This is a genomic window from Labrys sp. ALF-8 (genome assembly GCF_059699065.1).
The window spans coordinates 2279919-2305086 of record NZ_AP048537.1; the positions used below are offsets into that span (position 1 = coordinate 2279919).

Here is a 25168-nt window from a genome sequence, read left to right on the forward strand (position 1 = left end):
CCCTGTTGTCGGCAAACGCCATCAGCAAATCCTTCGCGGGGGTCCCTGCCCTGAAGGAGGTCTCCCTCGAGATCAGACCCAACGAGGTGGTCGGTCTCATCGGCGAGAACGGGGCCGGGAAGTCCACCCTGATGCGGATCCTGGCCGGAACCCACCAGCCGGACAGCGGCACGCTGCTGCTCGACGGCAAGCCGCTCAGGCTGCGCAATGCACGGGACGGCGCCGCCCATGGCATCGGCATGGTATTCCAGGAGCAGTCGCTGCTGCTCAACCTCTCGGTCGCCGAGAATATCTATCTCGGCCAGGAAGACCAGTTCGTTCGTTTTGGTCTTGTGGATTGGCGCGCCATGCGGGCAGCGGCGAGGCGCCAGCTCGAGAAGGTCGGCGTCGACATCGACGTGACGGCGCGCACGGCCGAGCTGACCTTCGCCGCCCGCCAGATGGTGGAGCTCGCCAAGGCCCTGACCCTGGAGGAGACGGTCTCGCGCCCCCTCGTCATCCTGCTCGACGAACCGACCTCGGTGCTGAGCGGCAGCGATATCGAGATGCTGTTCAATCGGGTGCGCTCGCTCAAGTCGCGTGCGAGCTTCGTCTTCGTCTCCCATCGCCTCGACGAGGTGCTCCACGTTTCCGACCGGGTCTACACCATGAAGGACGGTCAGGTGGTCGCCGAGCACGCGGCCCATGCCGTGACCGGGCCCGAGCTGCACGAGATCATGGTTGGGCGGGGGCTGCAGGCAACGTATTACAAGGAAGACCGGCAGGTTCCGCCACGCAGCGAGATCGTGGTCGATGCGAGCAGCCTCGGCGTCGAAGGGGCCTTTCGCGACGTCGACCTGCAGATCCGCGCCGGCGAGATCGTCGGCATTGCCGGCGTGGTCGGCTCTGGGCGGGAGGAAGTCACGCGCGCCATAGGCGGCTTCCTTACCCATACGGCGGGATCGCTCAGGATCAATGGCGAGGCGGTGCAGTTCCGCTCGCCGGAACAGGCCGTGCGCAAGAGCATCGGCTATATTCCGCGTGAGCGGCGCGTCGAGGGACTGGTGATGTTCCTGTCGATCGCCGAGAACATCTCGCTGGCCGACCTCTCCTCGGTCATGCGGAGCGGCGCCATCGACTACGCCCGCGAGCGTCGGCTTGCGATCGACTGGATCAAGCGCCTGCACATCAAGGCCCCAGGCCCGGACATCGCCTGCCGCAAGCTGTCCGGCGGCAATCAGCAGAAGGTCGTGCTCGCGCGCTGGATGACGGCAGGCTCGCGCATCCTCATCCTCGACCACCCCACGCGCGGCCTGGACGTCGGCGCGAAGGAGGAGGTCTACGAACTCGTCCGCCAACTGTCGTCGGAAGGCGTGGCGATCCTGCTGATTTCGGACACGCTGGAGGAGACGATCGGCCTTTCGCACCGTGTCCTCGTCATGCGCGACGGCGCGGTGACGGCTCGTTTCGACGCGGCGCCCGGCGGCAAGCCGGCGCAGGTCGATCTCGTCCGCGCCATGGTCTGAGGGGGGCATCATGGACCGAACCAACACGCTGAGATCGGTGCTCGCCGCCGGATGGATGCAGGGAGCCATTCCGCTGGCCCTGCTGGTTGCTCTTGTTCTGGCGATCGAGATCGCGGCGCCGGGCTTTCTCACGGGCGACACGCTGTTCCTGCTGCTGTCCAACACGGCGGTGCTGTTCATCCTCGCCGCCGGGGTCACCTTCGTCATTCTCATCGGAGGCATCGACCTGTCGATCCAGTCCGTCGCATCGCTCGCCAGCGTCATCCTTGCCCAGCTTCTGCCTCATGTGGGCCTGCTCGCCTTTCCGGCGGCGATCCTCTCCGGCTTCGTCTTCGGCCTGCTGAGCGGCTATGTGCATGTAAGGCTGAAAGTGCCCTCCTTCGTGGCGACGCTCGCGACGGGCGGCGTCGTCGCCGGCATCGCGCTGTGGGCGGCGGGAGGTCGGGCGATCACCATCGAGGAGGGGGGGCGCGAGAACACGGCCTGGATCAACGGGAATATCGGCGGGCTGCCGACCGTGGTCATCATCGCGGCCGTGATCGGGATCGTCGCCTTCATCGGACTGCGCTACACCCGCTTCGGGCGCTACAGCCTCGCCATCGGTGCGGGCGAGCCGGCGGCGATCGCCGCCGGCATCAATGTCGACCGTACGAAGATCATCGCCTTCGCGATTTCCGGCATGCTCGCCGCCATTGCCGGCACGATCCTGGCGGCGCGCCTCTCGAGCGGCTCGCCCATTCTCGCGAACCAGCTCCTGCTCCCGGCGATCGCCGCCGTCATCGTCGGGGGGACGGCGATCACCGGCGGGCTCGGCGGCGTCGCGCGTACGGCGGTGGGGGCCCTGATCATCTCGATCGTGCGCATCGGTACGACCTTCGTCGGCATCAACATCTTCGCGGAGAATATCGTGTTCGGGGCCGTCCTCGTGATGGCGGTGGCGATCACGATCGACCGCAGCAAGATCGCCATCATCAAGTGAGGCGGCGGCAAGGGCCGTGCCGGAATGGCGCGGCCCCTGGGACGCTGGGATCATTTCATCGTGTCGAGGCCGATCAGTTCGATCTTGTAGCCATCCGGGTCCTCGACGAAGGCAATATGCGTGGTGCCATGCTTCATCGGTCCGGGGGGACGCGGAATCCTCGCGCCCTGCTTTTCCAGCGCGCCGCAGACCGCGTAGATGTCGTTCACGCCAAGGGCGAGATGGCCGAAACCAGAGCCGATCTCGTAGGGCGTTGCCTGGTCCCAGTTGAAGGTCAGCTCGACGACGGTATCGCTCTCCTCCGGGCCGTAGCCGACGAACGCCAGGGTGAAGCGTCCGCCAGGGAATTCCTCCCGACGGAGAAGCTTCATGCCAAGCAGCTCGGTGTAGAATTTTATCGACCTGTCGAGATCGAAGACACGGATCATCGTATGCATCATTCGAAATTGGCCGGACGCATCAGACATCGTTCGAATCCTCCTGCAAGTTGTCGTTTTCACACTGGTTCTTGGACGTCCTGTTCTCCGGCCTTGTCGCCAGAAAGAACAAAGACGCATTGAAACAAAGAGTTAGAGTAAAGTGGCGTTCCACCTGAGCGCCACTCAGCTCCAACCGAAGCCGGCCAGGGAAAGGACCCTCTGCACTTGATGTTCCGAACCATAGTTGTATGATAACCATGCAAGCAGTCCAATTGTCCAGTCGTTTTCCGTTTCCGCCCGGAGCCACAGAATGAACGCTCTTCCGCCGCCCCAGGAAAAAGCGCTCGCGGCGCTCTTCGCCGCGATGCCGGCGGACCTGCTCATCGCGGATGGCGACGCGCTCGAACGCTACAGCCGCGACTGGTCGGGCGATCATTACGGCCGCCCGCTGGCGGTCGCACGGCCCCGTTCCAGCGAGGAACTCGGCCTCCTGATGCGGCACTGCTACGAGCAGCGGATCCATGTCGTGCCACAGGGCGGCCTGACGGGCCTCGTGGGAGCGGCCGTGGCCAGCTATCCCGGTGGAGAACTGGTCGTTTCACTGGAGCGGATGAACAAGGTGCGATCCGTCAACCCGATCGACTTCGCCATGGTGGTCGAGGCGGGCTGCATCCTGGAGGAGGCCAAGCGGCACGCCGAGGCTGCCGACTGCATCCTCCCGATCACCTTCGGCGCGCAGGGCACCTGCCGGATCGGCGGCAATATCTCCACGAATGCCGGCGGGTTCAACGTGCTGCGTTACGGCATGTCGCGCGACCTGGTTCTCGGGCTCGAGGTCGTGCTTGCAGACGGGCGGATCTGGAACGGCCTTCGCACGCTCCGCAAGGACAATTCCGGCTATGACCTCAAGCAACTCTTCATCGGCAGTGAAGGGACGCTGGGCATCGTCACGGCCGCGGCACTGAAGGTCTTTCCGAAGCCGACGCAGGTCGAGACAGCGCTGGTCGGCCTGGCGTCCGTGGACGCAGCCATGCGGCTCTATGCACGAGCACGGCGGGAATGCAGCGACCTCCTGACGGCATTCGAACTCATCCTGCGGGGCGGGATCGAGATCGCCCTCAGGGCGCGGGCGGATCTGCGCGATCCGCTCGCGCAGCCTTATCCGGTCTATGTGCTGATCGAGGCCTCCGCGGCGGGACGCGTGGATCTGAGGGCATTGCTGGAGAGCTTTCTGGCGGAAGCGTCCGACCTGGTTCTCGACGGTGTCGTCGCCTCGAGCCGCACACAGGCCGACAGGCTGTGGCTGCTGCGGGAAATGATGGTGGAGGCGCAGGGTCGCGGGGGGCGCTACCTCCGTACCGACGTCTCGGTTCCCATCTCCAGCCTTGCCTCCTTCGTGACCGATACGCTGGAGGCGCTGTCGCAAGCCCATCCCGAGGCGATCGCCGTCACCTACGGCCATGTCGGCGACGGCAATATCCACCTCAACGTCGTGCCTCCGGTGGAAATGCCGCCGTCAGGGTTCGACGCGCTCTTTCATGCGGCGGAACAGGTGATTTTCGCCGTCGTCGACAGGCATGGCGGCTCCATCAGCGCCGAGCACGGCATCGGACGCCTGAAGCAGGCCGCCTTCCTCGAGCGCACGGACGCCTTGACGCTGGAGCTTTCGCGCCGAATCAAGGACGCTTTCGATCCCAGGCATCTGCTCAGCGAGGGGCGGATACTGGCGAGCATGGAAGAGGACTGAGGGGGAACGATGCTGAAGCTCGACAAGGTCAATCGTGGGCCGCATCTCTCGACGCTGGTCGCAAGCTCGATCACGCGGGAGATTGCGCAGGGACGGCTCAAGGCAGGCGACCAGCTGCCGACGGAGCAGCAATTGGCGCAGACCTTCGGCGTTAGCCGCAATGTCGTCCGCGAGGCCATAGCGCGCCTGCGCTCCGAGGGCCGCATCTGGTCACAGCAGGGACGGGGCGCCTTCGTCACCGACCAGCCCAATCCCACCGTGCTGACGATCGACTACGAGACCCTCCAGCAGGCCAATGCCTTCCGCTCCCTGTTCGAGCTGCGCGGAATCCTCGAAGTCGAGGCTGCCGCCCTCGCGGCGAGGCGCCGGACCGAGACCGACCTCGGTGCCATGCGCGATGCACTCTCGACGATGCAGGCGGCGCCTTATGGCAGCGTCATGTGGCTCAAGACGGACCTGGAGTTCCACAAGACGGTCGCCGCCGCGACCGGCAACACCTACATGGTGCAGTTCCTAACCTTCGTTTCCGAAACGGTGCGCGAGAGCATCCTCGCTTCCGGCAATCAGCAGCGCTCGGAAGACCTCGCCGCCGTCACTCTGGGGGAGCACCAGCGCATCCTCGATGCGATTGCCGCCGGCGACCCCGACGAGGCCCAGGCCGCCATGCGCATCCATCTCCACAATGCCGCGGGTCGTGTCGGCCTGGCGGACGAACAATCCGAATAGCCATCAAGGATCGAAATGACCGGAAGACTCCAGGGAAGGACGGCCATCGTGACGGCGGCCGGCCAGGGGATGGGACATGCCGCCGTCCTGGCCCTTCATCGCGAGGGGGCACGCGTGCTCGCCACCGACATCGACGCCGCGAAGCTCGACACGCTCGCGGATATCGCCGGCGTGACGGCGCGCCGCCTCGACGTGCTCGATCCGCAGGCCATCCGGTCCTTCGCCGAGGAGACCGAAGCGCCGGACATCCTGTTCAACTGCGCCGGCTTCGTTCATCACGGCGCCATCCTCGACTGCGAGGAGGATGCCTTCGATTTTTCGGTGAATCTCAACCTGCGCGCCATGTACCGCATGATCCGCGCCTTCCTGCCCGGCATGATCGATCGCGGCGGCGGCTCGATCATCAACATGGCCTCCGTCGCCTCGACGGTGATCGCGGCGCCCAATCGTTTCATCTACGGCACCACCAAGGCGGCCGTCATCGGCCTGACCAAGTCGGTGGCGCTCGACTATGTCGGCAAGGGGGTTCGCGTCAACGCCATATGCCCCGGCACGATCGAGAGTCCCTCGCTGCAGGACCGCATGCGTTCCCTCGGCGACTATGAGGAGGCCCGCGCCGGCTTCATCGCGCGCCAGCCCATGGGCCGGCTCGGCACCGCCGAGGAAGTCGCCGAGCTCGTGGTCTACCTTGCCAGCAAGGAATCGGCCTTCATGACCGGCAACGCCATCGTCATCGACGGCGGCTGGGCTAATGCCTGATCAATCGTCATCAACGGATATCTGATATGAAACTCTTGCGTTACGGTCCGCGCGGCACCGAGAAGCCCGGCATCCTCGACAGCGATGGCAGGGTTCGCGACCTGAGCGGGCATGTCGGGGACATCGCAGGGGAGGTCCTGACGTCGGCAGGTCTGGCCGGGATCGCGGCCATCGATCATGAAAGCCTGCCCCTTGTCGCCGAGCCCGGACGGTTCGGCCCCTGCGTGGCGCGCACGGGCAAGTTCATCTGCGTCGGCCTGAACTATGCCGATCATGCCGCCGAAACCGGCGCCGCTATTCCGGAGGAGCCCATCCTCTTCATGAAGGCGACCAGCGCCATCACCGGCCCGGACGACAACGTCATCATCCCCCGCAAGTCCAGGAAGACCGACTGGGAAGTCGAGCTTGGCGTGGTGATCGGCGACGAGGCGCGCTACGTCTCCCTGGCCGATGCGATGAACCACGTGGCGGGATACTGCCTGATCAACGACGTTTCGGAGCGGGAATTCCAGGCCGAACGGGGCGGCCAGTGGACGAAGGGCAAGTCGGCGGACAGCTTCGGGCCGATCGGACCCTGGCTGGTGAGCCGTGACGAAGTGGCCGATCCGCAGAATCTCAAGATGTGGCTGTCGGTGGACGGCGTCATGCGCCAAAACGGTTCGACCAGGACGATGATCTTCGGCGTCGCCTTCCTGGTGCACTACATCTCGCAGTTCATGAGCCTGCAGCCGGGCGACATCATTTCCACCGGTACGCCGCCGGGTGTGGGCCTGGGCATGAAACCTCCCGTCTTCCTGCGCGCCGGCCAGACCATACGGCTCGGCATCGAGGGCCTTGGCGAGCAGACGCAGCTCACCGTGGACGCGGCCTGACGGCGTCGCGGACGGGGCGCAGATCCGGCAGGCGGAATCAGGCCTGCCTAAGCCCCATGCTGCCCAACATGCGCAGCGCCGCGCAGGCGGCGCCGTAGCCGTTGTCGATATTGGTCACCAGCAGGCCCGGCGCGCAGCTCGCCAGCATGGCGTTGAGGGCGGTGCGGCCCCGCTCGGCCGCGCCGTAGCCGACCGACGTGGGCACGCAGATCAGGCTTCCGGCATAGAGGCCGCCGAGGACGCTGGCGAGCGCCGCGTCCATGCCGGCCACGGCAATCACGATGGGATGGCGCCGGATCTCCTCGATTCGGTCCATGAGCCGCCAGAGGCCGGCGACGCCGACGTCGACGATCAGTCCCGCTGCAATCCCGGCATGCCTCAAGGTTCTCTCGGCTTCGCGCGCGACCGGCGCGTCGGACGTTCCGGCTGCGACGATCGCCACCTTGCCTGCCATGGCAACCGGTCGTTGCGGGCCGAAGAAAGCCGTGTGGGAGATATCGCAATAGTCGAGACCGGCTTGGAGGTCCGCCGGAAGATCGGCGAGCTTGCCAGCGTCGAGACGGGTCAGCAGCAGCCCCGCCTCCCGCGCCGCCGCATCGCGCAGGATCGTTTCGATCTGGCGGGCCGACTTGCCGGCGCAGAAGACGGACTCGTCCAGGCCGATGCGGTGCGCGCGCTTCACGTCGAAGACGACATCGGGGGTATTCAAGGCCTTGCTCCAACGAAGGCGCTGCCGTTCCGATAGGCTTCGAACGCTATCGCCTGCTCTCGCAGATGCGGCGGCAGCAGGGCCTGGATCTGCTCTGCGAGCGCTGCCTGCCGCCGGGCGAGCGACAGGGCCTGCTGATCCAATTCGATGACGACGCCGGCGCGGCGTACGCGGCAGCGGACGGTGGAGGGCTTCAGCGTGTCGTCCAGAAGCCGCTCGACACGGTGTACGGCCTGTAGAACCAGCGGATCGATCGAAATCGAGGTTTCGACCCGGCTGGACAGGCAGGGCGATGCGGGGAGTTCGGCAATGTCCCCAAGTCCGGCCCCGCGCGCGAGACGGCGTACGTCCGCCTTGGAGATGCCGGCCTCGACGAAGGGATGGCGGACGCCGAAATTTCGAGCCGCATCCAGGCCGGGGCGATACTCGCCGAGATCGTCGGTATTGGTGCCCGACAGGATCTGTCGGTCCGAACGCGCGGCGATGGCGCCGTAAAGGTTGCCCTTGCAGAAGAAGCAGCGGTTGACCGGATTGCTCAGATAGTTCTTGTCCGCGAATTCACCGGCATCGAGGAGCTGAAGGTCCCAGCCCTCCTGCCGCGCCAACTCCTGAACGCGCTCGGTGGCCTCGCCGGGCACGGCGGGCGAAACGGCGTGCATGATACGCACCTTGCCGGCGCCGCGAAGCCTTGTGGCGAGGGTGGCGAGCGTCACCGAATCTACGCCGCCGCTGACGGCGACCGCCATCCGATCGAGAGAGGAGAGGATCTCGTCGAGCGTCCTTGTCACGATATGTCTCCTCTCTTCTGCCTTAGGAGGCCCTCGATCAGCCGCCGCACGGTATGGCGCCTTCCGGCACCCGCGATATCGGCAAGTGCATCCGCCTCGAGCTTGGCCGTTCGGCCGGAGGGGCGGTCGACGACCTTGAAGGGATAGGCCTTTCCTTCATGTGCGACACTATCCGGCTCCCGCCTGAGCGCGAGGCGCTCGACGATGGAGCGCCGCACGCCGATCGTCGTCGTCTCGTCGAACAGGAGGGCTGCGACATCGGCGCTTGCCGATGGCACGGCGAGCACACGCAGATGCGTCATCATCCGGCCCTTCTTGCCGAAGACCGGTGCCTGGACGACGTCGCGCACGCCAGGCGCCGCCCGCAGCCTTTCCACCGCCTGGGCGATGTCCTCGCTGGTCTGGTCATCGATCTCGCATTCGAGAACGGCGATATCCTCGCTCGCGGCGGTGCTGGCGCCGGCTGCCGCCTCGAAGGCGAGCACGCGCAGGCAATTGCTCACGCCCGGCAGCCGCTTGCTGCCGAAGCCATGTGCCGCGGCCGTCAGCCGCCGCGATCGCCGGTCCGTCGTGCCTTCGCTGCAGAGATAGGAGAGGATTGCGGCGCCTGTCGGTGTCACTCGCTCGCCCGCTATGCCGTCGTCGATGGTGGCGAAGCCTTCGAGCAGATGGACCGTGGCCGGCGCCGGAACGGGCAGGAGACCGTGGGCCGTCCGGACCCGTCCACTGCCCAGCGGGATCACGCCCGCCGTCCATCGCAGCGGCTGGAGCCGTGCGACGAGCCAGCCGGCCGACACGATGTCGGCAATCGAATCCCACGCCCCGACCTCATGGAACGCCACGTCGTCAGGCTGGGTCCCATGTACCCGGGCCTCGGCCTCGGCCAGGCGCCGGAAGATGCCGAGCGCATGGCGGATCGTCTCGCCGTCGAGCGCGGAACGGCTCAGCGCTTCCCGGATGTCCCGCCAGGCGACGTGGTCGTGATGGGCATCGGCGGCATGACCGTGTCCGGGATGAGCGTGGCCGGGCGCATGCGCGTGTTGATGGTGGCCATGCGGCCCATCGTCATGCTGGCCTGCATGGCCATGATGATGCCCCTCCTGATCATGGCTGTGATCCGCGCCGTGATCGGGATGTCGCACGATGAAGCGGCTCCCGGTGAGCACTCCGTCATGATGGGCGATCAGCTCGCATTCGACCCTCTCGATCAGCGGACAAAGCTTCAGCGCGCCCTGCAGACCCTCTTGGAGATCGGGGCGGAGATCCAGCAATGCTGCGACGAACATGTCGCCTGAAATGCCGCCGAGCGGGTCGAGGTGAAGTTCCAGCATGACAATCCCTAGAGCGTGGTGCGGAGTATCCGGCGGGCGGCCGCGTTGCCTCTCCCGCCCCGATACACGGTGCCGACGCCGATTTCCGGTGTTTCCTTCATGTCTTCCTCACCCTGCGTAAGCATCCCGTATCACGGGCTTTTGCTTTTTGAATCGCCATGAGTTAGCAACGAAAGCAAGAAGGGGCGGCCGGAAGGCGAAAATGGATCTCGAAACAGCATGAAGGACAAGGACAGTGCCGTTTTCAGCACGATCCAGCAGGTGCCCAACCTGCGGAGCGGGCTTGCTGACCGCCTGATTGCACAGATCGAATCCGGCGACCTCAAGCCGGGGCAGCGCCTGCCGACGGAACAGGCGATCATGGAAGCGACGGGTGTCAGCCGCACCATCGTCCGCGAGGCCCTTGCCACGTTGCGCGCGAAGGGGCTGATCACCACCCGCCAAGGGCTCGGTGCCTTTGTCTCCAACGATCCGACTCCGCGTTCCTTCTCGATCATTCCGAATGACCTGGAATCGATCGACGAGGTGCTGCGCGTGCTGGAGCTGCGCATCGGCATCGAATACGAGGCGGCGGGCCTGGCCGCGTTGCGGCGCACACCCGAAGATATCGCGCGCATGCAGGACCGGCTCGACGCGCTGGACCGGGCTATCGAGCAGGGTGGGTACGGCGCGGAGGAGGATTTCGCCTTTCACCGCTCGATCCTGGTGGCGACGCACAATTCCTATTACGGACGGCTTTTCGATACTTTCGGCACGCTCATGGTGCCTCGGCAATGGGCACGCCTCGACAAGATGACGGTTGCCGAGCGCCAGCGCCATGCCACGCGGATGCGCCGGGAACATTATGCGATCTTCGCGGCCATTCGCGAGGGTAACGAGGCCACCGCTCGCAAGGCCCTGCGCAACCATCTGTCGAAAAGCGCGTCCCGCTTCGAGAAGTTGCGGGACGAGAGCCTGTCTGCGTAGAGCAGGATCCGTTTTCGCTCCCTGCAAGGCGGTCGTCTCAGGCATTGTCTCGGCCGAAGGGAAGCGGAGTCCCGGAGGAAGGTGCCTGCCGCTCATCCCGCATAGCGCGGAACGACATACGGCCCCTCCGGAATGACGGCGACGGCGGTATCCCCGCTGGCGGCGATGCTGCGCTCAACGGCGCGGGACAGATCCTCGATCATCTCGACGCCCGTCAGCCGCCTGTCCTCGCCCGCGAGGCCGGTGGTGAACAGCTCGATCTTACCCAGGCGCATGGGCTTGAGCTGCATCTCGGTCTGCCATTCGTCGATCTCGGCCAGCGATTTCGCCTTCAACGTCGCCAGGAAGCGCTCGGGGCCGAGTTCGACGAGCCTGGCCTGCGCCTCGCGGAATTCCGTCGAACCGAAGCCCTCCGAGCATTCGGAGGCGATGATCAGCGTGCCGCCGGGCTTGAGGATGTCGAGCGGCGTCACCATGCCCTTGATCGTCTGGTAGTAGGTCTTGTCCAGCGGATAGCCGGCCGAGGAGGTGACGACGGTGGAGAATCGGCGTTCCACCGGCACATGGGTCGCCTCGCTCACGAAATCCACCGCTGCCTGGTGACTAGCGATGATCTCTCCGAAGGTGACGCAGACGAGATCGCGATCCTCGTCGATCACGGTGTTCAGCGCATAGACCTCGCCGAGCATGCGCACGATCTCGAGCTGCTCCTCATGCAGGGGGTTGCCGATGAGGTTGCACTGAACCGCGAGCGGGTCTTCCATGAAACGGGCGGAATGGAAGGTGCGGATGGTCTCGTGAAAGGCTACGCCCGGTGCGATCACCTTGCGCCCGCCCGACCAGCCGGCCATGAAATGCGGCTCGACGAGCCCGGTGGCGATGCGCAGATCCGCCTCGACGAACAGCCTGTTGAGCCTGACCGGCGTGTGCCGAGTCCTCGTGAAGCCGAGGTCGACGCAGGCTGCCTCGTCGCGCGCGTAGTGATTCTCGACGCGCACATTCTCCAGCACCCACGGATCACCGACCAGTTCGGCCAGCTCCTCGCCGAGATTGGGGCGGTGCAGGCCGGTGGCAACCAGCACGGAGATCGCGTCGAGGGGAATGCCGGAGGCGACGATGGTCTCGATCATCGGCCGCAGGAACAGCCCGTTGGGAACCGGCCGGGTGATGTCGCAGATCAGGATGCAGGCGCTCTTGCGACCCCTGGCCAGTTCTGACAAGGGAGCGGCGGCGATGGGTTCCCGGAGAACCCCGGCAATCGCTGCATGCGGATCCGGAAGCTTCTGCAGCATCCTCTTGCGGATCAGGATCGCCTCTGCGCCCTTGGGCAATCGAAGAGGCAGGTGTCCCCGTCCGAACGACAACGATATTCCGCTATCGCTCACGAGACCTGCTCCGTGAGCCCGCCAAGATAGAGTTCCCGCATCAAGGATAGATTCCGAAGTTCGGCGATCGGGCCAGAGGTGGCTATTCGGCCATTCTGCATCAGATAGCCACGCGAGGCAACGGAAAGGGCGAGGCCGGCATTCTGCTCGACGAGGAGGACGGAGGCACCGAAGCGCCCGCCGATGTCGAGGATGATGCCCTGGATTTCCTTGACGAAGAGCGGCGAGAGGCCGAGCGAAGGCTCGTCCAGCAGGAGCACGCGCGGGCGGGCCATCAGGCCGCGGGCGATGGCGAGCATCTGCTGTTGCCCGCCGCTGAGGGAACCGCCCTTCTGGTGGCGCTTCGTCGCCAGGATCGGGAAGAACTGCTCCATCGTGTGCACGTCCTCGTCGACGGCGGCATCCCGGCGTGCATAGGCGCCGAGGCGCAGATTCTCCTCCACCGTCATGTCGGCGAAGATGCGCCGGCCCTCCGGGACCAGCACCACGCCGCGCTTGGCCATGATGTCGGGCGTCAGGCCGGTGACGTCGCCGCCATCGAAGCTCACCGTGCCCGAGCGCGGCTTGACCAGGCCGACGATGGTCTTGAGAAGCGTCGACTTGCCAGCGCCGTTCGGGCCGAGAATGGTCACGATCTCGTTCTCGGCGAGGGTGAGCGAGACGTCGCGGTCAACGATGGTGGCACCATAGCCGTTGGTGACGTTGGAAACGGAGAGAAGCGTCACAGGGCAGCTCCGAGATAGACTTCCAGGACCTTCGGGTCGTTGAGCACCGCTTGCGTCGGGCCGTCGGCGATCTTCGAGCCGAAGTCGAGCACGGCCAGCCGCTTGCAGAGCATCTGCATCAGCTTCATGTCATGATCGATGACGCAGACGCTGATGCCGTGCCCCGGAAACTGCTTCACCAGGCCGACCAGCGCCGCGGTTTCCCGGTCGTTAAGGCCGGCGGCCGGCTCATCGAGCAGGATCAGTGATGGCCGGGTCGCCAGCGCGAGCGCGATGCCGAGAAGGCGCAGGCTGCCGAAGGGCAGGATCCTGGCCTGCGCTGCCGCCAGGCCCGAGAGGCCCACGAAATCGAGCAGCGCCTTCGGCGTCGTCCAGGGATAGGACCCCTCGGTGCGGCGGGCATGTTCGCAGGCGATGCGGACATTCTCCATCACCGGCAGGCCGGGGAAGGCCATGGCCTGCTGGAAGGTGTAGCCGATGCCGGCGCGAGAGACCTCGTGGGGGGCGAGCCCGGTAATGTCGCGCCCGCGCCAGACGACGCTGCCCGCCGTCGGCTTGTGGACGCCGGTGACGACGTTGAACAGCGTGGTCTTGCCCGACCCGTTCGGGCCGACGACGCCGAGGATTTCACCCTCATCGATCGCGAGGTCCACGCCCGAGAGCGCCGTGACACCCCCGAACTGCTTGCGCAGGCCCTTGATTTCCAGAATGGCGCTCATCGATCGGCTCCCGAAACCTGCTCGGCGGCGGCTGTAGCGCCGCCATTGCGCGTCGATCCGAACAAGGCGCGCCAGCCATCCATCAGCCCGGCGATGACCCCGTTGGGCAGCAGCAGGATGACGGCTATGAGGCAGACGCCGTAGAGAATGCGCGATTCCACCGGGTCGAGGTTCATGACCTCCGGCAGGAAGGAGACGAGGATGCCGCCCGCGATCGGTCCGAGAAGCAGGCGAGCGCCGCCGATCATCACCATCAGAGCCAGGTAGATGCTGGGGAACGAGGCGAACTGCATCGGTGAGATATGGCGCAGGAAATAGCCGAGCAGCACGCCGGAGACGCCGGCGAACATGCCGCTGACGATGAAGGCGCCGATCTTGTGGCGGCCCACATTGATGCCGAGGGACGCCGCCAGTTTCTCGTTCTCGCGGATGGCGCGCAAGGTGCGGCCATAGGGCGAGTTGATGATCGCCCAGCTGGCGACGGCGCTGGCGGCAACCATGGCGACGACCAGCGTGTAGTAGAAGGGCAGGTCGTCGAGAGGATGGCCGAACAGAGTGACGGGAAACTGCAGGTCGAGACCGGTGGCGGCGCCGGTATAGTCGCCGCCATTGGTGAGCACGATGGTCAGTAATTGCCCGAAGGCGAAGGTCATGATCACGAAATGGTGCCCGCTGACGCGCAGCGAGGGAATGCCGATGACCGCAGCGGCGATGGCGGCGAGCAGGCCACCCAAGGGCAGGGCCGTCCAGAAGCCGAGGCCATAGTCGCGGGCCAGCAGCGCGGCCGCATAGGCGCCGACGCCGACAAGCGCTGCGTGTCCCATCGAGAGAATGCCGGTCTGGCCGAACAGCACCGACAGGCCATAGAGGGCGACGATGTTGATGCCGGCGGAGATGGCCAGTGACAGCAGGCGGTTGCTCGGCGAGAGCAACGGGACCAGGGCCAGCAACGCCACCACGATAAGGGCGGGCAGCAGCGAGAGGAGGGGCGAGGCGGATTTCGTCATGGGCTTAGGCCGCTTTCGAACGGGTTGCAGACATCAGGCCATCTTCGGGCCGCTGGTGCCGCCGAAGAGTCCATTCGGCCTGAACAGCAGGACGAGGATCATGAGGCCGAAGGAATAGGCGTCCGTCCATTGGGAGAAGCCGTAGCCGGCGCTGAACCCTTCGACGATGCCCAGGATCAAGCCTGCGACGACGGCGCCGGTCAGATTGCCGAGGCCGCCGATCAGCGCCACGGCGAAGCCCTTCATCACCATGGTGCCGCCGGTGAAGGGCGTGACCGGGAAGAGCGCAATGAGGAGGGCGCCGCCCAGGCCCGCGAGCGCGCTGCCAAGCACGAAGACGCCCGTGATGTAGCGCCGGACGGGAATGCCCATCAGCGCGGCGGTGTCGCGATCCTCGACGCTGGCGCGCAGGGCGCGGCCATAGCGGCTGCGGGTGACCATGGCGAAGGTCAGGGCGACGACGGCGATGGTGACCAGGATCACCATGAGGCGCACCGAGGCGATTCGCACGCCGCCGACGTTCCAGATGCCGGTCAGCGGGCGCGGAATGCTCTTCTGGTTGGGGTCCCAGAAGAAGATGACGATGTGCTGGAGGACGACGATCAGGCCGAGCGAGACGATGAAGCCGTTGGTGGGCCGCTCCAGCGTGAAGCGGAACAGGCCGCGTTCGAGGACGAAACCCATCAGGGCGACGGCCAGGACCGCAAGGCCGAGGGCCAGCGGAAAGCTCAGGCCATTGCCCACCGCGAGCCAGGTGACGATGCTGCCGACCATCAGGAATTCGCCATGGGCGAAATTGATGATGCCCGTCAGTCCGAAAATGAGCGTCACGCCGACTGCGATCAGGGTGATCACGCTGGCGATGGAAAGCCCGTTGAGGAGCTGCTGTATAAGGATGTCCAAGGCTCTCTTCCGTCTGCTTCTTCTGTCCGGCGGGTGGAAAGGCGGTGCCGGCCTTGTGGAGCGGGGCGCTGGAAACGCTGCGCTTGAAGGAAAGAGTGGCGATCGGCGATCGCCACTCCCGGTTTCACCGCGCTGTCCTGCAAGGCAGGCACGCGTGACGGGGCATGTTCGGACGCACCCCGTCACCGATTGTCAGGCGATCATTGCGGCGCGTCGGCGGGCGGCTGCTGCATCGAGCATTTGAAGTCGCCATTGGGAGCGGCCGCGCAGACCTCCGTCGCGTGGGTGACCTGGTGCGAGGGATTGAAGGAGAGGTCGTCCGAGACGACGCCCTTGTAGTGCAGGGACTCCATCGCGGCGACGGTCTTGTCCGGATCGGTCGTGCCGGCCTTCTCCCAGGCGTCGACGAGGAAATGGACATAGTCGTAGTAGAGCAGCGAGACCGAGGAGGTGACGCCCTTCGGCGCGCCGGCGGCGAAGTAGCGCTGGAAATAGTCCTTCGCCTTGCTGCTGGAGGATTCGCCCCAGCACAGCGGCACGCAGCTCATGGCGACAGGCACGTCGGCGCTCAGGCCGCGCTGCTTCCAGATGCCGGGGTCGACGCCGAACAGGAAGTAGCTGGGCGCCACGCCGAGTTCGAGTGCCTGCGGGAGGGCCGTCAGCGTCGAGTCGCCGTTGTACCAGAAGTGCACCACGTCCGGATTCAGGCTCTTGGCGCGGGTGAGGAAGGGAGAGAAGTCGGTGGTGTCAGGCGGATAGAAGATGATGTCGGGCACTTCCTGCCCTTCCGCCTTCAGGGCCTTCACGTAATAGGAGGTCAGGAACTGCCCGGTCGCGTCATTGCCGACGATGACCACGGATTTCTTGAGGGGATGGCCGACCAGCGGCGTGAGCAGGTTGAGGACGCCGCGCGCGGTCGAGCCGGAGCGCTGGAATTCCTGCGGTTCGGATTGGAAGAGATAGTGGTCCTCGCTGCCCGGCGCGACCGATTGCGGGTTCAGGATCTTGGCCAGCGTGCTGTTGCCAGCGATGTGGATGACCTTCGCGGGCTGGGTGATCTTGGCCATGGCCAGTGTGAAGTCGTGCGTCTCCGAGCCGAAGATCGCGGCGACCTTCTCGTCGCGTACCAGTTCCTGCGTGGCGGCGATCGCGGTGGCGATGTCGGTCCGGTCGTCGCGCTTCAGGAGCTGCAATGTGTAGGTCTTGTCGCCGAGCTTGACGCCGCCGGCCTTGTTGATCTCGTCCACGGCGAGGCTGACGCCGGCCGGCAGGGTATGGCCCGCCGAGACGAAGGCGCCGGACTCAGCCGCCACGACGCCGATCTTGATGACATTCCCCGAATCCTGTGCCGACGCGGCTGCCAGCGGCATGCCGAGGCACAGCGCCGCCAGGGCGCACCTCTTGAGCAAGTTCGTCACGATCGTCCTCCCGATCCCAATTTTGCATTCTTACAGGGTTGTACGACAACCGTGTTTTCTGATAATAGCCACCCCTGTAGATGTCAAGCCCGGCGCGGGCTAGCATGGAGGCCGGCCGCAAGAGGCCGAATTCTGGGAAGAACGATATGCGATCAAGACAGTTTGGCCGGACGGGCCGCAGCGTGAGTGAAATCGGCTTTGGTGCCTGGGCCATCGGCGCGGCATGGGGAGAGGTCAACGACGAGGAGGCGCTGGCGGCGCTGCACACGGCGCTCGATACGGGCGTGACCTTCATCGACACGGCCGACGTCTACGGCGACGGCCACTCCGAGCAGCTGATCGCGAAGGTCATGCGCGAGCGTGGCGGCGAGCGGCCCTTCATCGCCACCAAGGCCGGCCGGCGCCTGCCGCAGCAATCGGTGGAAGGCTACAGCGCGGACAACCTCGCCGCCTGGATCGAGCGCAGCCTGAAGAACCTCGAGACCGACGTGCTGGACCTGGTGCAGCTGCACTGCCCGCCGACGGATCTCTATTACCACCCGGAAATCTTCGAGCGCCTCGACCGGCTGGTCGAGCAGGGCAAGATCCGCAATTACGGCGTGAGCGTCGAGCGTGTCGAGGAGGCCCTCAAAGCCATCGAATATCCCGGCGTCGTCAGCGTCCAGATCATCTTCAACGCCTTCCGGCAGCGGCCGGTCGAGCATTTCTTCGAGCGAGCGCAGGAAAAGAACGTCGCCATCATTGCCCGCGTGCCGCTGGCCAGCGGCCTTCTCTCCGGCAAGTTCAGGAAGGACACCCGGTTCGAGGCCAATGACCACCGCCTCTTCAACCGCAACGGCGAAGCCTTCGATGTGGGCGAGACCTTCTCGGGAGTACCCTACGAGGTGGGCCTGGAGGCGGTCGAAAAGGTCCGTCCGCTCGTCTCCGACGATACCACCATGGCGAAATTCGCCCTGCGCTGGATCCTGATGTTCGATGCCATCACGGTCGCTATCCCCGGCGCCCGCAATCCCGCCCAGGCGCGTTCGAACGCGGAAGCCGCGGATCTCGCGCCGATTCCCGAGCAAGCGATGGCGGAGATCCGGAAGATCTACGACGCCTACATCAGGCAATATGTGCACCAGCGCTGGTAGGGGCGGCGATTCATGACCACCCCCATCATCGATGCCCACCACCACTTCTGGGATCCTTCCAGCGGCGGTGACTATGGCTGGTTGAGCGGCCCCTTCGAGCCGATCAACCGCAAGTTCGAGCCGGCCGACCTGCGGCCGGCACTCGAGAAGAACGGTGTCACCGGCACCGTGCTGGTGCAGACCTGGAACGATCTCGGCGAGACCTGGGACTTTATCCGGATCGCCGAGGCGACGGACTTCGTCGCGGGGGTCGTCGGCTGGGTAGACCTGACCGACGCCGATGTCGGGGGAACGCTGGCCCAGCTGAAGGCCGCCCCGGAGGGCAAGTGGCTGGTTGGCGTTCGGCACCTGATCCAGACCGAGGCCGACCCCAACTGGCTGCTGTGCGAGGATGCGAGGCGCGGCCTGAAAGCGGTGGAAGCCGCGGGCCTCGTCTACGACCTCGTGCCGAACCTGCCGCAGCTGCCGTCCTGCATCGCTACGGTCGAGGCCTTCCCGCAGGCCCGCTTCGTCCTCGACCACATCTCCAAGCCCGAGATCCGCAACGGCGGTTTCGGTGAATGGGCGCCGTTGATCCGCGAGTTCCGGGGGCAGCGGGACCATGTCTGGTGCAAGCTCTCCGGCATGGTCACCGAGGCCGACTGGCAGCGCTGGACCCCGGCGGACCTCAAGCCCTATGTGCATGAGGTGCTGGAAGTATTCGGGACCGATCGCTGCATGTTCGGGACGGACTGGCCCGTCTGCCTCGTCGCGGCAAGCTACGATCGCGTTCTCGATGCCCTGCGCGAATGCCTCAGGGATCTCTCCGGGGCGGAGCAGGACCGGATCTTCGGCCTGAACGCCGTCGCGGCCTATCGCCTGCCCGGCTTCCAGGAGCCGGCATCATGACGGAACGGGTTTCGACTGGACGCATCGGCTTTGCCTCACGCCTCGGCTTCGGGGCGAGCGGCATCGGCACGCTGTACCGGAACGTCAGCGAGGAACAGGCCTCGGACACCTTGTCCGGGGCCTATGCCGCCGGGCTGCGCTATTTCGATACCGCGCCGCTCTACGGGCATGGCCTGAGCGAATTGCGGCTCGGCCGTTTCCTGCGGACCATCGACCGGAAGACGGTGACGATATCCACCAAGGTCGGCCGCCACATGGTGCCGCCCTATGGCGAGGCGGTGGACTACGGCCTGTGGGCCTCGCCCCTGCGGCTGAAACCCGTGTTCGACTACAGCTATGCCGGAACGATGCGCTCGCTGGAGCAGTCGGCCAATCGCCTCGGCCTCGCCGACTATGACCTCGTCTATATCCATGACGTCGATCGCTTCACGCATGGCGATGCCTTCGAGCGGCGCTTCGGGGAGGCGATGGAAGGCTGCTACCGGGCCCTGGACGATCTGCGCAAGGCCGGGCACATCCGGGCGATCGGCGTCGGCGTCAACGAAAGCGATGTCGCGACGCGTTTCCTGCGCGCCTGTTCGCTCGATGCCGTGATGATGGCCGGCCGCTACACGCTCCTGGATCGCGGGGCCGTCGCCGACCTCCTGCCTGAAGCGGAGAAGCAGGGTGTCGAGATCGTCGTTGCCGGCGTGTTCAACTCCGGCATTCTGGCGACGGGGCCAGGCGCCGCGGGCGCGACGTTCGACTATGGCGCCCCGCCGGCCGGGATCGTCGCCCGTGCGAGGAGAATCGAGGAGATCTGCAACCGCCACCAAGTTCCGCTGCAGGCCGCCGCTATCCAGTATCCGTTCCGCAACCCGCTCGTCTCGGCAGCCGTGCTCGGCATGAGCCGGCCCGAACGTATCGCGCCGAATCTCGCCTGGTCCCGGCTCCCGATTCCGGAGAGCTTCTGGGCCGAGGTCGAACGAACGCCCCTGTTATGAAGAGGCGGCGCCTGCTCTCGGCCAGTGCCGGGGCAGGCCCTCCGCGTCCCCAACCGGGTCGGTGTCGGGATAGGGCAGGTTCGCGATGGCCTGCCGCACCGCCGGCGTCGCGGCGGATCGGCGTATGTCGGCGTGCTGCCCGGGCGGGTAGGCGCCCACCACCAGGAAATCCGTGCTGTGGGACAGGCAGCAATGGCCCGTGCAGGCGGGCAGCAGGACCACATCTCCCTCGGCAAGCGGGACTGTGGTTCCTCCTTCGCCGCCCAGAAGGACGCGGGCCGTTCCGGCCGCGATGCCGAGAACCTCATGCCCTTCGCAGTGATAGTGGTGGAAGGGATAGATGCCGTTCCGCCATTGCGGAGGCCAGCCATTGGCCCCGAACCTTTTCTCGATGAGGCCGGCCATGTCGCGCTTCCCGGATGGAAACACCGCCCGATAGAGCAGGGCGGGAAGAAGCGGATTGTTCGGCACCATACCGTTTTCGTCGAACGTCAACGCTTCCGGCATCGGTGAGGCCTCCAGCTGGGAACATGCTCAGGCGGCGAGGGGCAGCAGGGCGCGCATGCGTTCATCCCGCAGGTACAGGCCGCCCCAGGTCAGTACGCCGAGCAGCAGGCAGATGAGCTGCGGCGGTGAACCGAGCTCCCCGAGACGGAAATGGGTGCAGATCGCGCCGCCCAGGAAGCCGGTCACCAGAATGGCACCGAGCACGGCGGTGCGGGGAAGGGCGTAGAGCAAGGCGCAGACCAGCATGATGATGCCAAGCGGGAGGGCCATGCCGGGCGGGAAGCCCGTTGCTTCCATCTCGGCTTTCAGCATGTCGGGCGCGATCAGTTGCACCAGGCCGTCGGCGATGAGGATGACGACCACGAGGCCCGCGAGAATACGGCCGATCCAGGTCGAGGCCGAGGTTGCGCTGGCAGAGGACATGAAGATTTCTCCCGAAGATCCCTGCACGAACACGGCAGGTGAGGCCCGAACATTCATGGCAGCCACCTCGCTCCATCACAATGCCGAAGGGGGTGTGCCATGCGCGCGTGGCCATAGACGTGTTTGCGAACGCGGGCGTGACACGCCTGCGGCGCACGGGCTCGGGCCACCGAGGTCATTCGACCGCCGTGGTACCCTCTATGGCAATGACCCGGATTGCACGGAAAACCCGCGTGGCCGAGGGAGCGAGCCGTTCGCACACGCCGGCGGCCTTCTCGCGCATCGCCTCCTGGCCGGCCTCGTATCCAGCCGCATAGGCTTCGGCCCGGGCCTGTTCGATGGCCTCCTCCAGCGTCCTTATCTCGATGCTCGCATAGGCCTCGCCGGGGCTTCCGTCTCCGCTCATGCCTTCCTCTCCCTGCATCTGTCGCCGCCGGCGGCGACAAGGTCTAGAGACCGACGGCGGAGCGGACGACCCAGCCGCCTTCGTAGGTCGACGTGCCCCCCTGCGTGAGGGTGGCGGCGGCCGGCGTCAGCCGATATCGCGCTCTGGTGTTCTCCACCTCGATCATTTCCGGCGTGATTGCCCGGATGCGGCAGTGCGCGCTGCCGCGGGTGGGCGATTCCAGGGTCAGATCGTCGCCGGGGCGAAGGGCGGCCGGCTCGGCAACCCCGGAGTCCGTCGCGAGGATGACCATCGTTCCGATCGGGAAACGCATTTCGTCGGCGGTTCTGGATGTCATCGCCTCCTGCCTTCCTGCAGACCCTGGGCCTGCTTGCGGCGCGGGATCGCATCCGTGCGGTGCCGATCACGAGGTTCCGCGAGCAATCGGGGAAACTTTACCGGCCCCGTAAAGTTCCCGCTTCATGGGCAGGATTGCGCCCGATTGCGAAAGCGGCATTCCGGGGAAAATGCGGTCCCTCGTTTGTGCATCCGGTTCGTCAGTAAAGGCCTCGATGCAGCAGGATACAACCCTTGCCGCTGTGGGTCACGAATAGGCGTCGGAGATGCAGATCTTCCCAAGAGCTTTGACGCATTGTTGCGTCCGAGCCACCCATGAACGAAAGACTGGAGTTTGATCGATGGTGGATGTTCGACAGCTTCGAGAAGGGGAGAACCCGCCGACTGGAAGCAGCTGGATACTGATCGAGAGCGACGGGCCGGTGTGGATCGTCAACAGCGCGACTTTCGTCGGCGACGAGGTCCCGTCCGATCCGCTGGGTCCCTTTCACACGCTCAGGGATGCCGTCAACGGTGCCGTCGATCTGGCGGCGGCGGCCGGCATCGAGACAGTCTATGTGCGCGGGGCCGATTGAGCTGGCGCCGCTCCAGGAGGCTCAGGTGGCGCCCAGCAGGTCGACGAGAATAGCCAGGAAGACGGCGGTGGCCAGGGTGGAAGCGATCATGGCGAAGCCTTTCCAATTTCGGGCTCCACGATAGCGGCATGACATTTCCCGAGTTCCGGACGTTCGTTGCTGAACCGTCCGAAGTCGTGGCGCTTTGCCGTCGATTTGGCGGTATGGACGCGGCGGAGGGCGACTTCCGTATTTGCCTTACCTCGCCGTCGCTCAGTACCCCGTCTCTCGCATCATCGGGATATCCTGGCCGCGATGCTCTTCACGCGAGTGTAATTTCTGAGGCCATCGAGACCCTTCTCGCGCCCGAAGCCGGAACGGCGGTTACCCCCGAAGGGCATCTCGACGCCGCCGGCAAAATACTCGTTGATGAAGATCTGGCCGGCGTCGATGTCGCGGGCGAGACGGTGGGCGCGGCCGAATTCCGCAGTATAGATCCCGGCGACGAGGCCGTAGCCGGTGCCGTTGGCGAGCGCCAGCGCTTCTTCCTCGCTCTCGAAGCCCTGTACGGTAATGACGGGGCCGAAGACCTCCTCCTGCACGATCGCGTCGCTGCCTTGCACAGGCTCGACGATCGTGGGCCGGTAGAACCAGCCATGGCCGAGCTCGCTGCCTTCGGCCTTCGTACCGCCGGCATGAAGGCGTGCGCCGCGCGTCACGGCCGCCGCGACCATGCCTTCGATCTTGGTGAGCTGGGCCGCCGAATTGACCGGACCCATGCCCGGATCGGTGAGGCCGTGGCCAAGAGTGAGGGCGCTCACCCGCTCGACGAGGCGGCCGAGAAAGCGCTCCTTCAGGCTCGCCTCGATCACGAGGCGCGAGCCCGCGGAGCAGATCTGGCCGGCATTCTCATAGATCGCCTCCATGACGCCGTTGAGCGCCGCTTCGACGTCGCAGTCGGCGAACACGAGGACGGGCGATTTACCTCCGAGTTCGAGAACGAGCTGCGTCACGTTCGCCGCCGCCGCCTGCATCACGCCGATTCCCGTGGCGACCGACCCGGTGAAGGTGATCTGATCGATGCCGGGATGGGCGACGAGCGGGGCGCCCGCCTCGCGGCCCGTCCCGGTGACGACGTTGCAGACACCATCCGGCAGGCCCGCGTCATGCAGGAGTTCGGCCAGCAGCAGCGCTGTGAAGGGTGTCTGCTCGGCCGGCTTGGCCACCACGGCGCAACCGGCGGCCAACGCGGGGGCGAGGCCGCGAGCGGCGGTGGAAATCGGATAGTTCCAGGGGATGATATGGGCGGTGACGCCCATGGGTTCGTGAAGGGTCATGCCGAAATGGTCGCGCCCCAGCGGCATGGTATCGCCCTGCAGCTTGTCGCAGGCGCCGGCGTAATATTCGAAAGCGCGGGCGGCGCCGCGCACGTCGCCCAGCGCCTCGGCGAGTTTCTTGCCGGAATCCAGGCTCTCGACCACGGCCAGGCGATGGGCATTCGCGACGATCAGGCTCGCGGCGCGCTGCAGGATGCGGCCGCGTTCGGCAGGCTTCATATCGCGCCAGCGTCCTTCCAACGCGCGTTGCGCGGCGCCCACGGCTTCATCGACATCGGTGCTGTCGCCGGCTGCGAAACTTGCAAAGGCGGTGCCGCGGCCGGGATCGAAGCTCTCCATGCGGGCGCTGGACTGCGAGGGCTGAAAGCGCCCGCCGATGAAGTGGCCGTCGGGCAGGCCCGCGACGCGGCCCGTCGTCAACGCTTCCTTGACCAGGGCATCGAGGGACGCGCTCATGCCGGCAACTCCGTCACCTGGTGGCGTGCCTGGCCGAGCCAGTCCGGATGAACATGCATGCCCCAGCCCGGTTCCTGCGGAATCCGGACCTTGCCGTCCTCGACGCGCAGGGGATTGGCAAGTAGGCCGACCTCCCAGGGGTAATAGTCCGGCCCCTCGATCGAGTATTCGACATAGGGCCCGGCATTCTCGAGAGCGCCCATGATGTGCAGCGTATAGGCCGTCAGCATCGACTGGTTGGCCGAATGCGGTGTCACCGGCAGGCCCGCGGCCTTGGCGAGGGCTGCGACCTTCAGCATGCGCTCGACCCCGCCGATATAGCAGATGTCCGGCTGGGCGACGTCGACGATGCGGTTGCGCATCGCGTAAGTCCAGATCGTCAGGTCGCAATCCTGCTCGCCGCCGGTGACGTCGAGCGACAGCGTCTGCGTCACCTCCCTGGTCCAGTCGTGTTCCCAATAGGGGCACGGCTCTTCGAAATGGATGACGCCATTGTCCTCCAGCATGCGACCGACCTCGATGGCCTTGCCGGGCGTGTAGGCACTGTTGCCGTCGACCAGCAGCCGCGCCTCGTCGCCGAGGGCCTTGCGCACCATGGGCACGATGGCGTCGGTGCGGCCTGGCCACTCGTCCTCGTCATGGCCGCATTCCTTGCCGACGCGGAACTTGAAGGCGGTGAAGCCGAATTCGCCCTGCAGGCGCTTGAGGCGCTCGGCCTCGTCCTCCGGCGTAATCTCGCCGCGCTTCATGCTGGAAGCATAGACCGGGAAGGGGCGGGGCGTGCCGCCGAGCAGTTCGCACACGCTCTTGCCGATCCGTTTGCCGCGCATGTCCCACAAGGCGGTGTCTAGACCGGTAAGGGCACGGAACAGATAGGAACAGGGAAACTTGTGCTCGCGCTCGGGAATGAGCTGCGCCAGGCCGGCGATGTCGTCGGCCTCGCCCCCGATTGCCCAGCGCGCCACCTGGCGATGGAAGACCTGGCAGGTAATGTCGGCATTGTAGGGCGAGACCTGGCCCCAGCCTTGCTGCCCGTCCTCGGCCGTGGCGCGGACGAAGCCGACGTGTTGGTTGGAGAAGGTTTCCAGCCGCGTAATCTTCATCGGATTGCTCGTTGATGGCGATGGCATTCGCGCAGGGATCGAGGCGCGAACGATGGTGCCGGATATTTCCTTCTAATTGGTCTG

The 25168-nt window shown here is 65.8% G+C and carries 27 protein-coding genes; 11 read left to right on the forward strand and 16 right to left on the reverse strand.

Annotation, left to right across the window (positions count from 1 at the left end; genetic code table 11):
• Positions 1–2 precede the first annotated feature (2 nt).
• Positions 3–1505 carry a sugar ABC transporter ATP-binding protein gene (locus tag AC6H34_RS10535; RefSeq protein WP_448151377.1) on the forward strand — a complete coding sequence of 501 codons (1503 nt, stop codon included), beginning with the start codon at positions 3–5 and terminating at the stop codon, positions 1503–1505.
• A gap of 10 nt (positions 1506–1515) precedes the next feature.
• Positions 1516–2484, forward strand: coding sequence for an ABC transporter permease (locus AC6H34_RS10540; protein WP_497538770.1), 969 nt, complete (start codon positions 1516–1518; stop codon positions 2482–2484).
• A gap of 50 nt (positions 2485–2534) precedes the next feature.
• On the opposite strand, the gene gloA is transcribed toward AC6H34_RS10540, so the two are convergent.
• The gene (gene gloA, locus AC6H34_RS10545) at positions 2535–2951 is read right to left on the reverse strand and encodes a lactoylglutathione lyase (protein ID WP_448150061.1); all 417 of its coding nucleotides are present in this window, start codon (positions 2949–2951) and stop codon (positions 2535–2537) included.
• 262 nt (positions 2952–3213) lie between these two features.
• Here gloA and AC6H34_RS10550 point away from each other — a divergent pair, with 262 nt between their 5' ends.
• Genes AC6H34_RS10550 through AC6H34_RS10565 form a run of 4 tightly spaced genes read left to right on the forward strand, consistent with a single transcriptional unit; the run spans position 3214 to position 7007 of the window.
• Positions 3214–4650 carry an FAD-binding oxidoreductase gene (locus AC6H34_RS10550; protein ID WP_497538771.1) on the forward strand — a complete coding sequence of 479 codons (1437 nt, stop codon included), beginning with the start codon at positions 3214–3216 and terminating at the stop codon, positions 4648–4650.
• A gap of 9 nt (positions 4651–4659) precedes the next feature.
• Positions 4660–5376: a FadR/GntR family transcriptional regulator gene (locus AC6H34_RS10555; RefSeq protein WP_448150059.1), complete on the forward strand. Its 717-nt coding sequence runs from the start codon at positions 4660–4662 to the stop codon at positions 5374–5376.
• A gap of 15 nt (positions 5377–5391) precedes the next feature.
• Positions 5392–6135, forward strand: coding sequence for an SDR family oxidoreductase (locus AC6H34_RS10560; RefSeq protein ID WP_497538772.1), 744 nt, complete (start codon positions 5392–5394; stop codon positions 6133–6135).
• A gap of 26 nt (positions 6136–6161) precedes the next feature.
• Positions 6162–7007: a fumarylacetoacetate hydrolase family protein gene (locus AC6H34_RS10565; RefSeq protein WP_497538773.1), complete on the forward strand. Its 846-nt coding sequence runs from the start codon at positions 6162–6164 to the stop codon at positions 7005–7007.
• A 37-nt stretch (positions 7008–7044) separates the two neighbouring features.
• Here the strand turns inward: AC6H34_RS10565 and larB are convergent, their stop codons facing one another.
• The 3 genes from larB to larC are packed head-to-tail and all read right to left on the reverse strand — an operon-like array spanning position 7045 to position 9835.
• Complete coding sequence (larB, locus tag AC6H34_RS10570; protein ID WP_497538774.1) at positions 7045–7716, reverse strand: nickel pincer cofactor biosynthesis protein LarB; 672 nt, start codon at positions 7714–7716, stop codon at positions 7045–7047.
• Positions 7713–8504, reverse strand: coding sequence for an ATP-dependent sacrificial sulfur transferase LarE (larE, locus tag AC6H34_RS10575; protein ID WP_497538775.1), 792 nt, complete (start codon positions 8502–8504; stop codon positions 7713–7715). Before larE ends, larB begins: the two co-directional genes overlap by 4 nt.
• Complete coding sequence (larC, locus tag AC6H34_RS10580; protein WP_497538776.1) at positions 8501–9835, reverse strand: nickel pincer cofactor biosynthesis protein LarC; 1335 nt, start codon at positions 9833–9835, stop codon at positions 8501–8503. The genes larE and larC overlap by 4 nt, the downstream gene beginning before the upstream one ends.
• 219 nt (positions 9836–10054) lie before the next feature.
• Here larC and AC6H34_RS10585 point away from each other — a divergent pair, with 219 nt between their 5' ends.
• The gene (locus AC6H34_RS10585; protein ID WP_448150053.1) at positions 10055–10801 is read left to right on the forward strand and encodes a FadR/GntR family transcriptional regulator; all 747 of its coding nucleotides are present in this window, start codon (positions 10055–10057) and stop codon (positions 10799–10801) included.
• 92 nt (positions 10802–10893) lie between these two features.
• Here the strand turns inward: AC6H34_RS10585 and AC6H34_RS10590 are convergent, their stop codons facing one another.
• From AC6H34_RS10590 to AC6H34_RS10615, 6 genes are all read right to left on the reverse strand, one after another.
• Positions 10894–12186: a nickel-dependent lactate racemase family protein gene (locus AC6H34_RS10590; RefSeq protein WP_497538777.1), complete on the reverse strand. Its 1293-nt coding sequence runs from the start codon at positions 12184–12186 to the stop codon at positions 10894–10896.
• Positions 12183–12911 (reverse strand): ABC transporter ATP-binding protein, encoded by a 729-nt coding sequence (locus tag AC6H34_RS10595; RefSeq protein WP_497538778.1) that lies wholly within the window; start codon positions 12909–12911, stop codon positions 12183–12185. Before AC6H34_RS10595 ends, AC6H34_RS10590 begins: the two co-directional genes overlap by 4 nt.
• Complete coding sequence (locus AC6H34_RS10600; RefSeq protein ID WP_497538779.1) at positions 12908–13630, reverse strand: ABC transporter ATP-binding protein; 723 nt, start codon at positions 13628–13630, stop codon at positions 12908–12910. The genes AC6H34_RS10595 and AC6H34_RS10600 overlap by 4 nt, the downstream gene beginning before the upstream one ends.
• Positions 13627–14637, reverse strand: coding sequence for a branched-chain amino acid ABC transporter permease (locus AC6H34_RS10605; RefSeq protein ID WP_497538780.1), 1011 nt, complete (start codon positions 14635–14637; stop codon positions 13627–13629). The genes AC6H34_RS10600 and AC6H34_RS10605 overlap by 4 nt, the downstream gene beginning before the upstream one ends.
• Before the next feature lie 33 nt (positions 14638–14670).
• Entirely contained in the window at positions 14671–15540 is an 870-nt protein-coding gene (locus AC6H34_RS10610; protein WP_448150047.1) for a branched-chain amino acid ABC transporter permease, read from the reverse strand.
• Between the two features lie 200 nt (positions 15541–15740).
• Entirely contained in the window at positions 15741–16958 is a 1218-nt protein-coding gene (locus tag AC6H34_RS10615; RefSeq protein ID WP_497538781.1) for an ABC transporter substrate-binding protein, read from the reverse strand.
• A gap of 146 nt (positions 16959–17104) precedes the next feature.
• Between AC6H34_RS10615 and AC6H34_RS10620 the strand changes: the two genes are divergently transcribed.
• The 3 genes from AC6H34_RS10620 to AC6H34_RS10630 are packed head-to-tail and all read left to right on the forward strand — an operon-like array spanning position 17105 to position 19962.
• Complete coding sequence (locus AC6H34_RS10620) at positions 17105–18091, forward strand: aldo/keto reductase (protein WP_497538782.1); 987 nt, start codon at positions 17105–17107, stop codon at positions 18089–18091.
• A gap of 12 nt (positions 18092–18103) precedes the next feature.
• Entirely contained in the window at positions 18104–18979 is an 876-nt protein-coding gene (locus tag AC6H34_RS10625) for an amidohydrolase family protein (RefSeq protein WP_497538783.1), read from the forward strand.
• Entirely contained in the window at positions 18976–19962 is a 987-nt protein-coding gene (locus AC6H34_RS10630; RefSeq protein WP_497538784.1) for an aldo/keto reductase, read from the forward strand. The genes AC6H34_RS10625 and AC6H34_RS10630 overlap by 4 nt, the downstream gene beginning before the upstream one ends.
• On the opposite strand, the gene AC6H34_RS10635 is transcribed toward AC6H34_RS10630, so the two are convergent.
• From AC6H34_RS10635 to AC6H34_RS10650, 4 genes are all read right to left on the reverse strand, one after another.
• Positions 19957–20469, reverse strand: coding sequence for a cupin (locus AC6H34_RS10635; RefSeq protein WP_497538785.1), 513 nt, complete (start codon positions 20467–20469; stop codon positions 19957–19959). The genes AC6H34_RS10630 and AC6H34_RS10635 overlap by 6 nt on opposite strands.
• 27 nt (positions 20470–20496) lie before the next feature.
• Positions 20497–20892, reverse strand: coding sequence for a DoxX family protein (locus tag AC6H34_RS10640; protein ID WP_497538786.1), 396 nt, complete (start codon positions 20890–20892; stop codon positions 20497–20499).
• A 175-nt stretch (positions 20893–21067) separates the two neighbouring features.
• On the reverse strand, positions 21068–21298 hold the full coding sequence (locus AC6H34_RS10645; RefSeq protein WP_497538787.1) for a hypothetical protein: 231 nt from the start codon (positions 21296–21298) through the stop codon (positions 21068–21070).
• Positions 21299–21341: 43 nt separating this feature from the next.
• The gene (locus AC6H34_RS10650) at positions 21342–21635 is read right to left on the reverse strand and encodes a hypothetical protein (RefSeq protein WP_497538788.1); all 294 of its coding nucleotides are present in this window, start codon (positions 21633–21635) and stop codon (positions 21342–21344) included.
• A gap of 340 nt (positions 21636–21975) precedes the next feature.
• On the opposite strand from AC6H34_RS10650, the gene AC6H34_RS10655 reads away from it, so the two are divergent.
• Positions 21976–22209, forward strand: coding sequence for a hypothetical protein (locus tag AC6H34_RS10655; protein WP_497538789.1), 234 nt, complete (start codon positions 21976–21978; stop codon positions 22207–22209).
• A gap of 272 nt (positions 22210–22481) precedes the next feature.
• Here AC6H34_RS10655 and AC6H34_RS10660 read toward each other — a convergent pair whose 3' ends face one another.
• Both AC6H34_RS10660 and AC6H34_RS10665 read right to left on the reverse strand, forming a co-directional pair.
• Positions 22482–23981 (reverse strand): aldehyde dehydrogenase family protein, encoded by a 1500-nt coding sequence (locus AC6H34_RS10660; protein WP_497538790.1) that lies wholly within the window; start codon positions 23979–23981, stop codon positions 22482–22484.
• Positions 23978–25111 (reverse strand): mandelate racemase/muconate lactonizing enzyme family protein, encoded by a 1134-nt coding sequence (locus AC6H34_RS10665; RefSeq protein WP_497538791.1) that lies wholly within the window; start codon positions 25109–25111, stop codon positions 23978–23980. The genes AC6H34_RS10660 and AC6H34_RS10665 overlap by 4 nt, the downstream gene beginning before the upstream one ends.
• Positions 25112–25168 lie beyond the last annotated feature (57 nt).

Excerpts from the sequence above, each read along its gene's own strand:
- AC6H34_RS10585 (WP_448150053.1), top strand. The coding sequence starts at position 10,055 with ATGAAGGACAAGGACAGTGCCGTTTTCAGCACGATCCAGCAGGTGCCC.
- AC6H34_RS10600 (WP_497538779.1), bottom strand. The coding sequence starts at position 13,630 with ATGAGCGCCATTCTGGAAATCAAGGGCCTGCGCAAGCAGTTCGGGGGT.
- AC6H34_RS10640 (WP_497538786.1), bottom strand. The coding sequence starts at position 20,892 with ATGTCCTCTGCCAGCGCAACCTCGGCCTCGACCTGGATCGGCCGTATT.
- AC6H34_RS10650 (WP_497538788.1), bottom strand. The coding sequence starts at position 21,635 with ATGACATCCAGAACCGCCGACGAAATGCGTTTCCCGATCGGAACGATG.
- AC6H34_RS10655 (WP_497538789.1), top strand. The coding sequence starts at position 21,976 with ATGGTGGATGTTCGACAGCTTCGAGAAGGGGAGAACCCGCCGACTGGA.
- AC6H34_RS10660 (WP_497538790.1), bottom strand. The coding sequence starts at position 23,981 with ATGAGCGCGTCCCTCGATGCCCTGGTCAAGGAAGCGTTGACGACGGGC.
- gloA (WP_448150061.1), bottom strand. The coding sequence starts at position 2,951 with ATGTCTGATGCGTCCGGCCAATTTCGAATGATGCATACGATGATCCGT.
- AC6H34_RS10605 (WP_497538780.1), bottom strand. The coding sequence starts at position 14,637 with ATGACGAAATCCGCCTCGCCCCTCCTCTCGCTGCTGCCCGCCCTTATC.
- AC6H34_RS10665 (WP_497538791.1), bottom strand. The coding sequence starts at position 25,111 with ATGCCATCGCCATCAACGAGCAATCCGATGAAGATTACGCGGCTGGAA.
- AC6H34_RS10635 (WP_497538785.1), bottom strand. The coding sequence starts at position 20,469 with ATGCCGGAAGCGTTGACGTTCGACGAAAACGGTATGGTGCCGAACAAT.
- AC6H34_RS10555 (WP_448150059.1), top strand. The coding sequence starts at position 4,660 with ATGCTGAAGCTCGACAAGGTCAATCGTGGGCCGCATCTCTCGACGCTG.
- larC (WP_497538776.1), bottom strand. The coding sequence starts at position 9,835 with ATGCTGGAACTTCACCTCGACCCGCTCGGCGGCATTTCAGGCGACATG.
- AC6H34_RS10630 (WP_497538784.1), top strand. The coding sequence starts at position 18,976 with ATGACGGAACGGGTTTCGACTGGACGCATCGGCTTTGCCTCACGCCTC.
- AC6H34_RS10625 (WP_497538783.1), top strand. The coding sequence starts at position 18,104 with ATGACCACCCCCATCATCGATGCCCACCACCACTTCTGGGATCCTTCC.
- AC6H34_RS10620 (WP_497538782.1), top strand. The coding sequence starts at position 17,105 with ATGCGATCAAGACAGTTTGGCCGGACGGGCCGCAGCGTGAGTGAAATC.
- AC6H34_RS10540 (WP_497538770.1), top strand. The coding sequence starts at position 1,516 with ATGGACCGAACCAACACGCTGAGATCGGTGCTCGCCGCCGGATGGATG.
- AC6H34_RS10550 (WP_497538771.1), top strand. The coding sequence starts at position 3,214 with ATGAACGCTCTTCCGCCGCCCCAGGAAAAAGCGCTCGCGGCGCTCTTC.
- AC6H34_RS10565 (WP_497538773.1), top strand. The coding sequence starts at position 6,162 with ATGAAACTCTTGCGTTACGGTCCGCGCGGCACCGAGAAGCCCGGCATC.
- AC6H34_RS10560 (WP_497538772.1), top strand. The coding sequence starts at position 5,392 with ATGACCGGAAGACTCCAGGGAAGGACGGCCATCGTGACGGCGGCCGGC.
- AC6H34_RS10645 (WP_497538787.1), bottom strand. The coding sequence starts at position 21,298 with ATGAGCGGAGACGGAAGCCCCGGCGAGGCCTATGCGAGCATCGAGATA.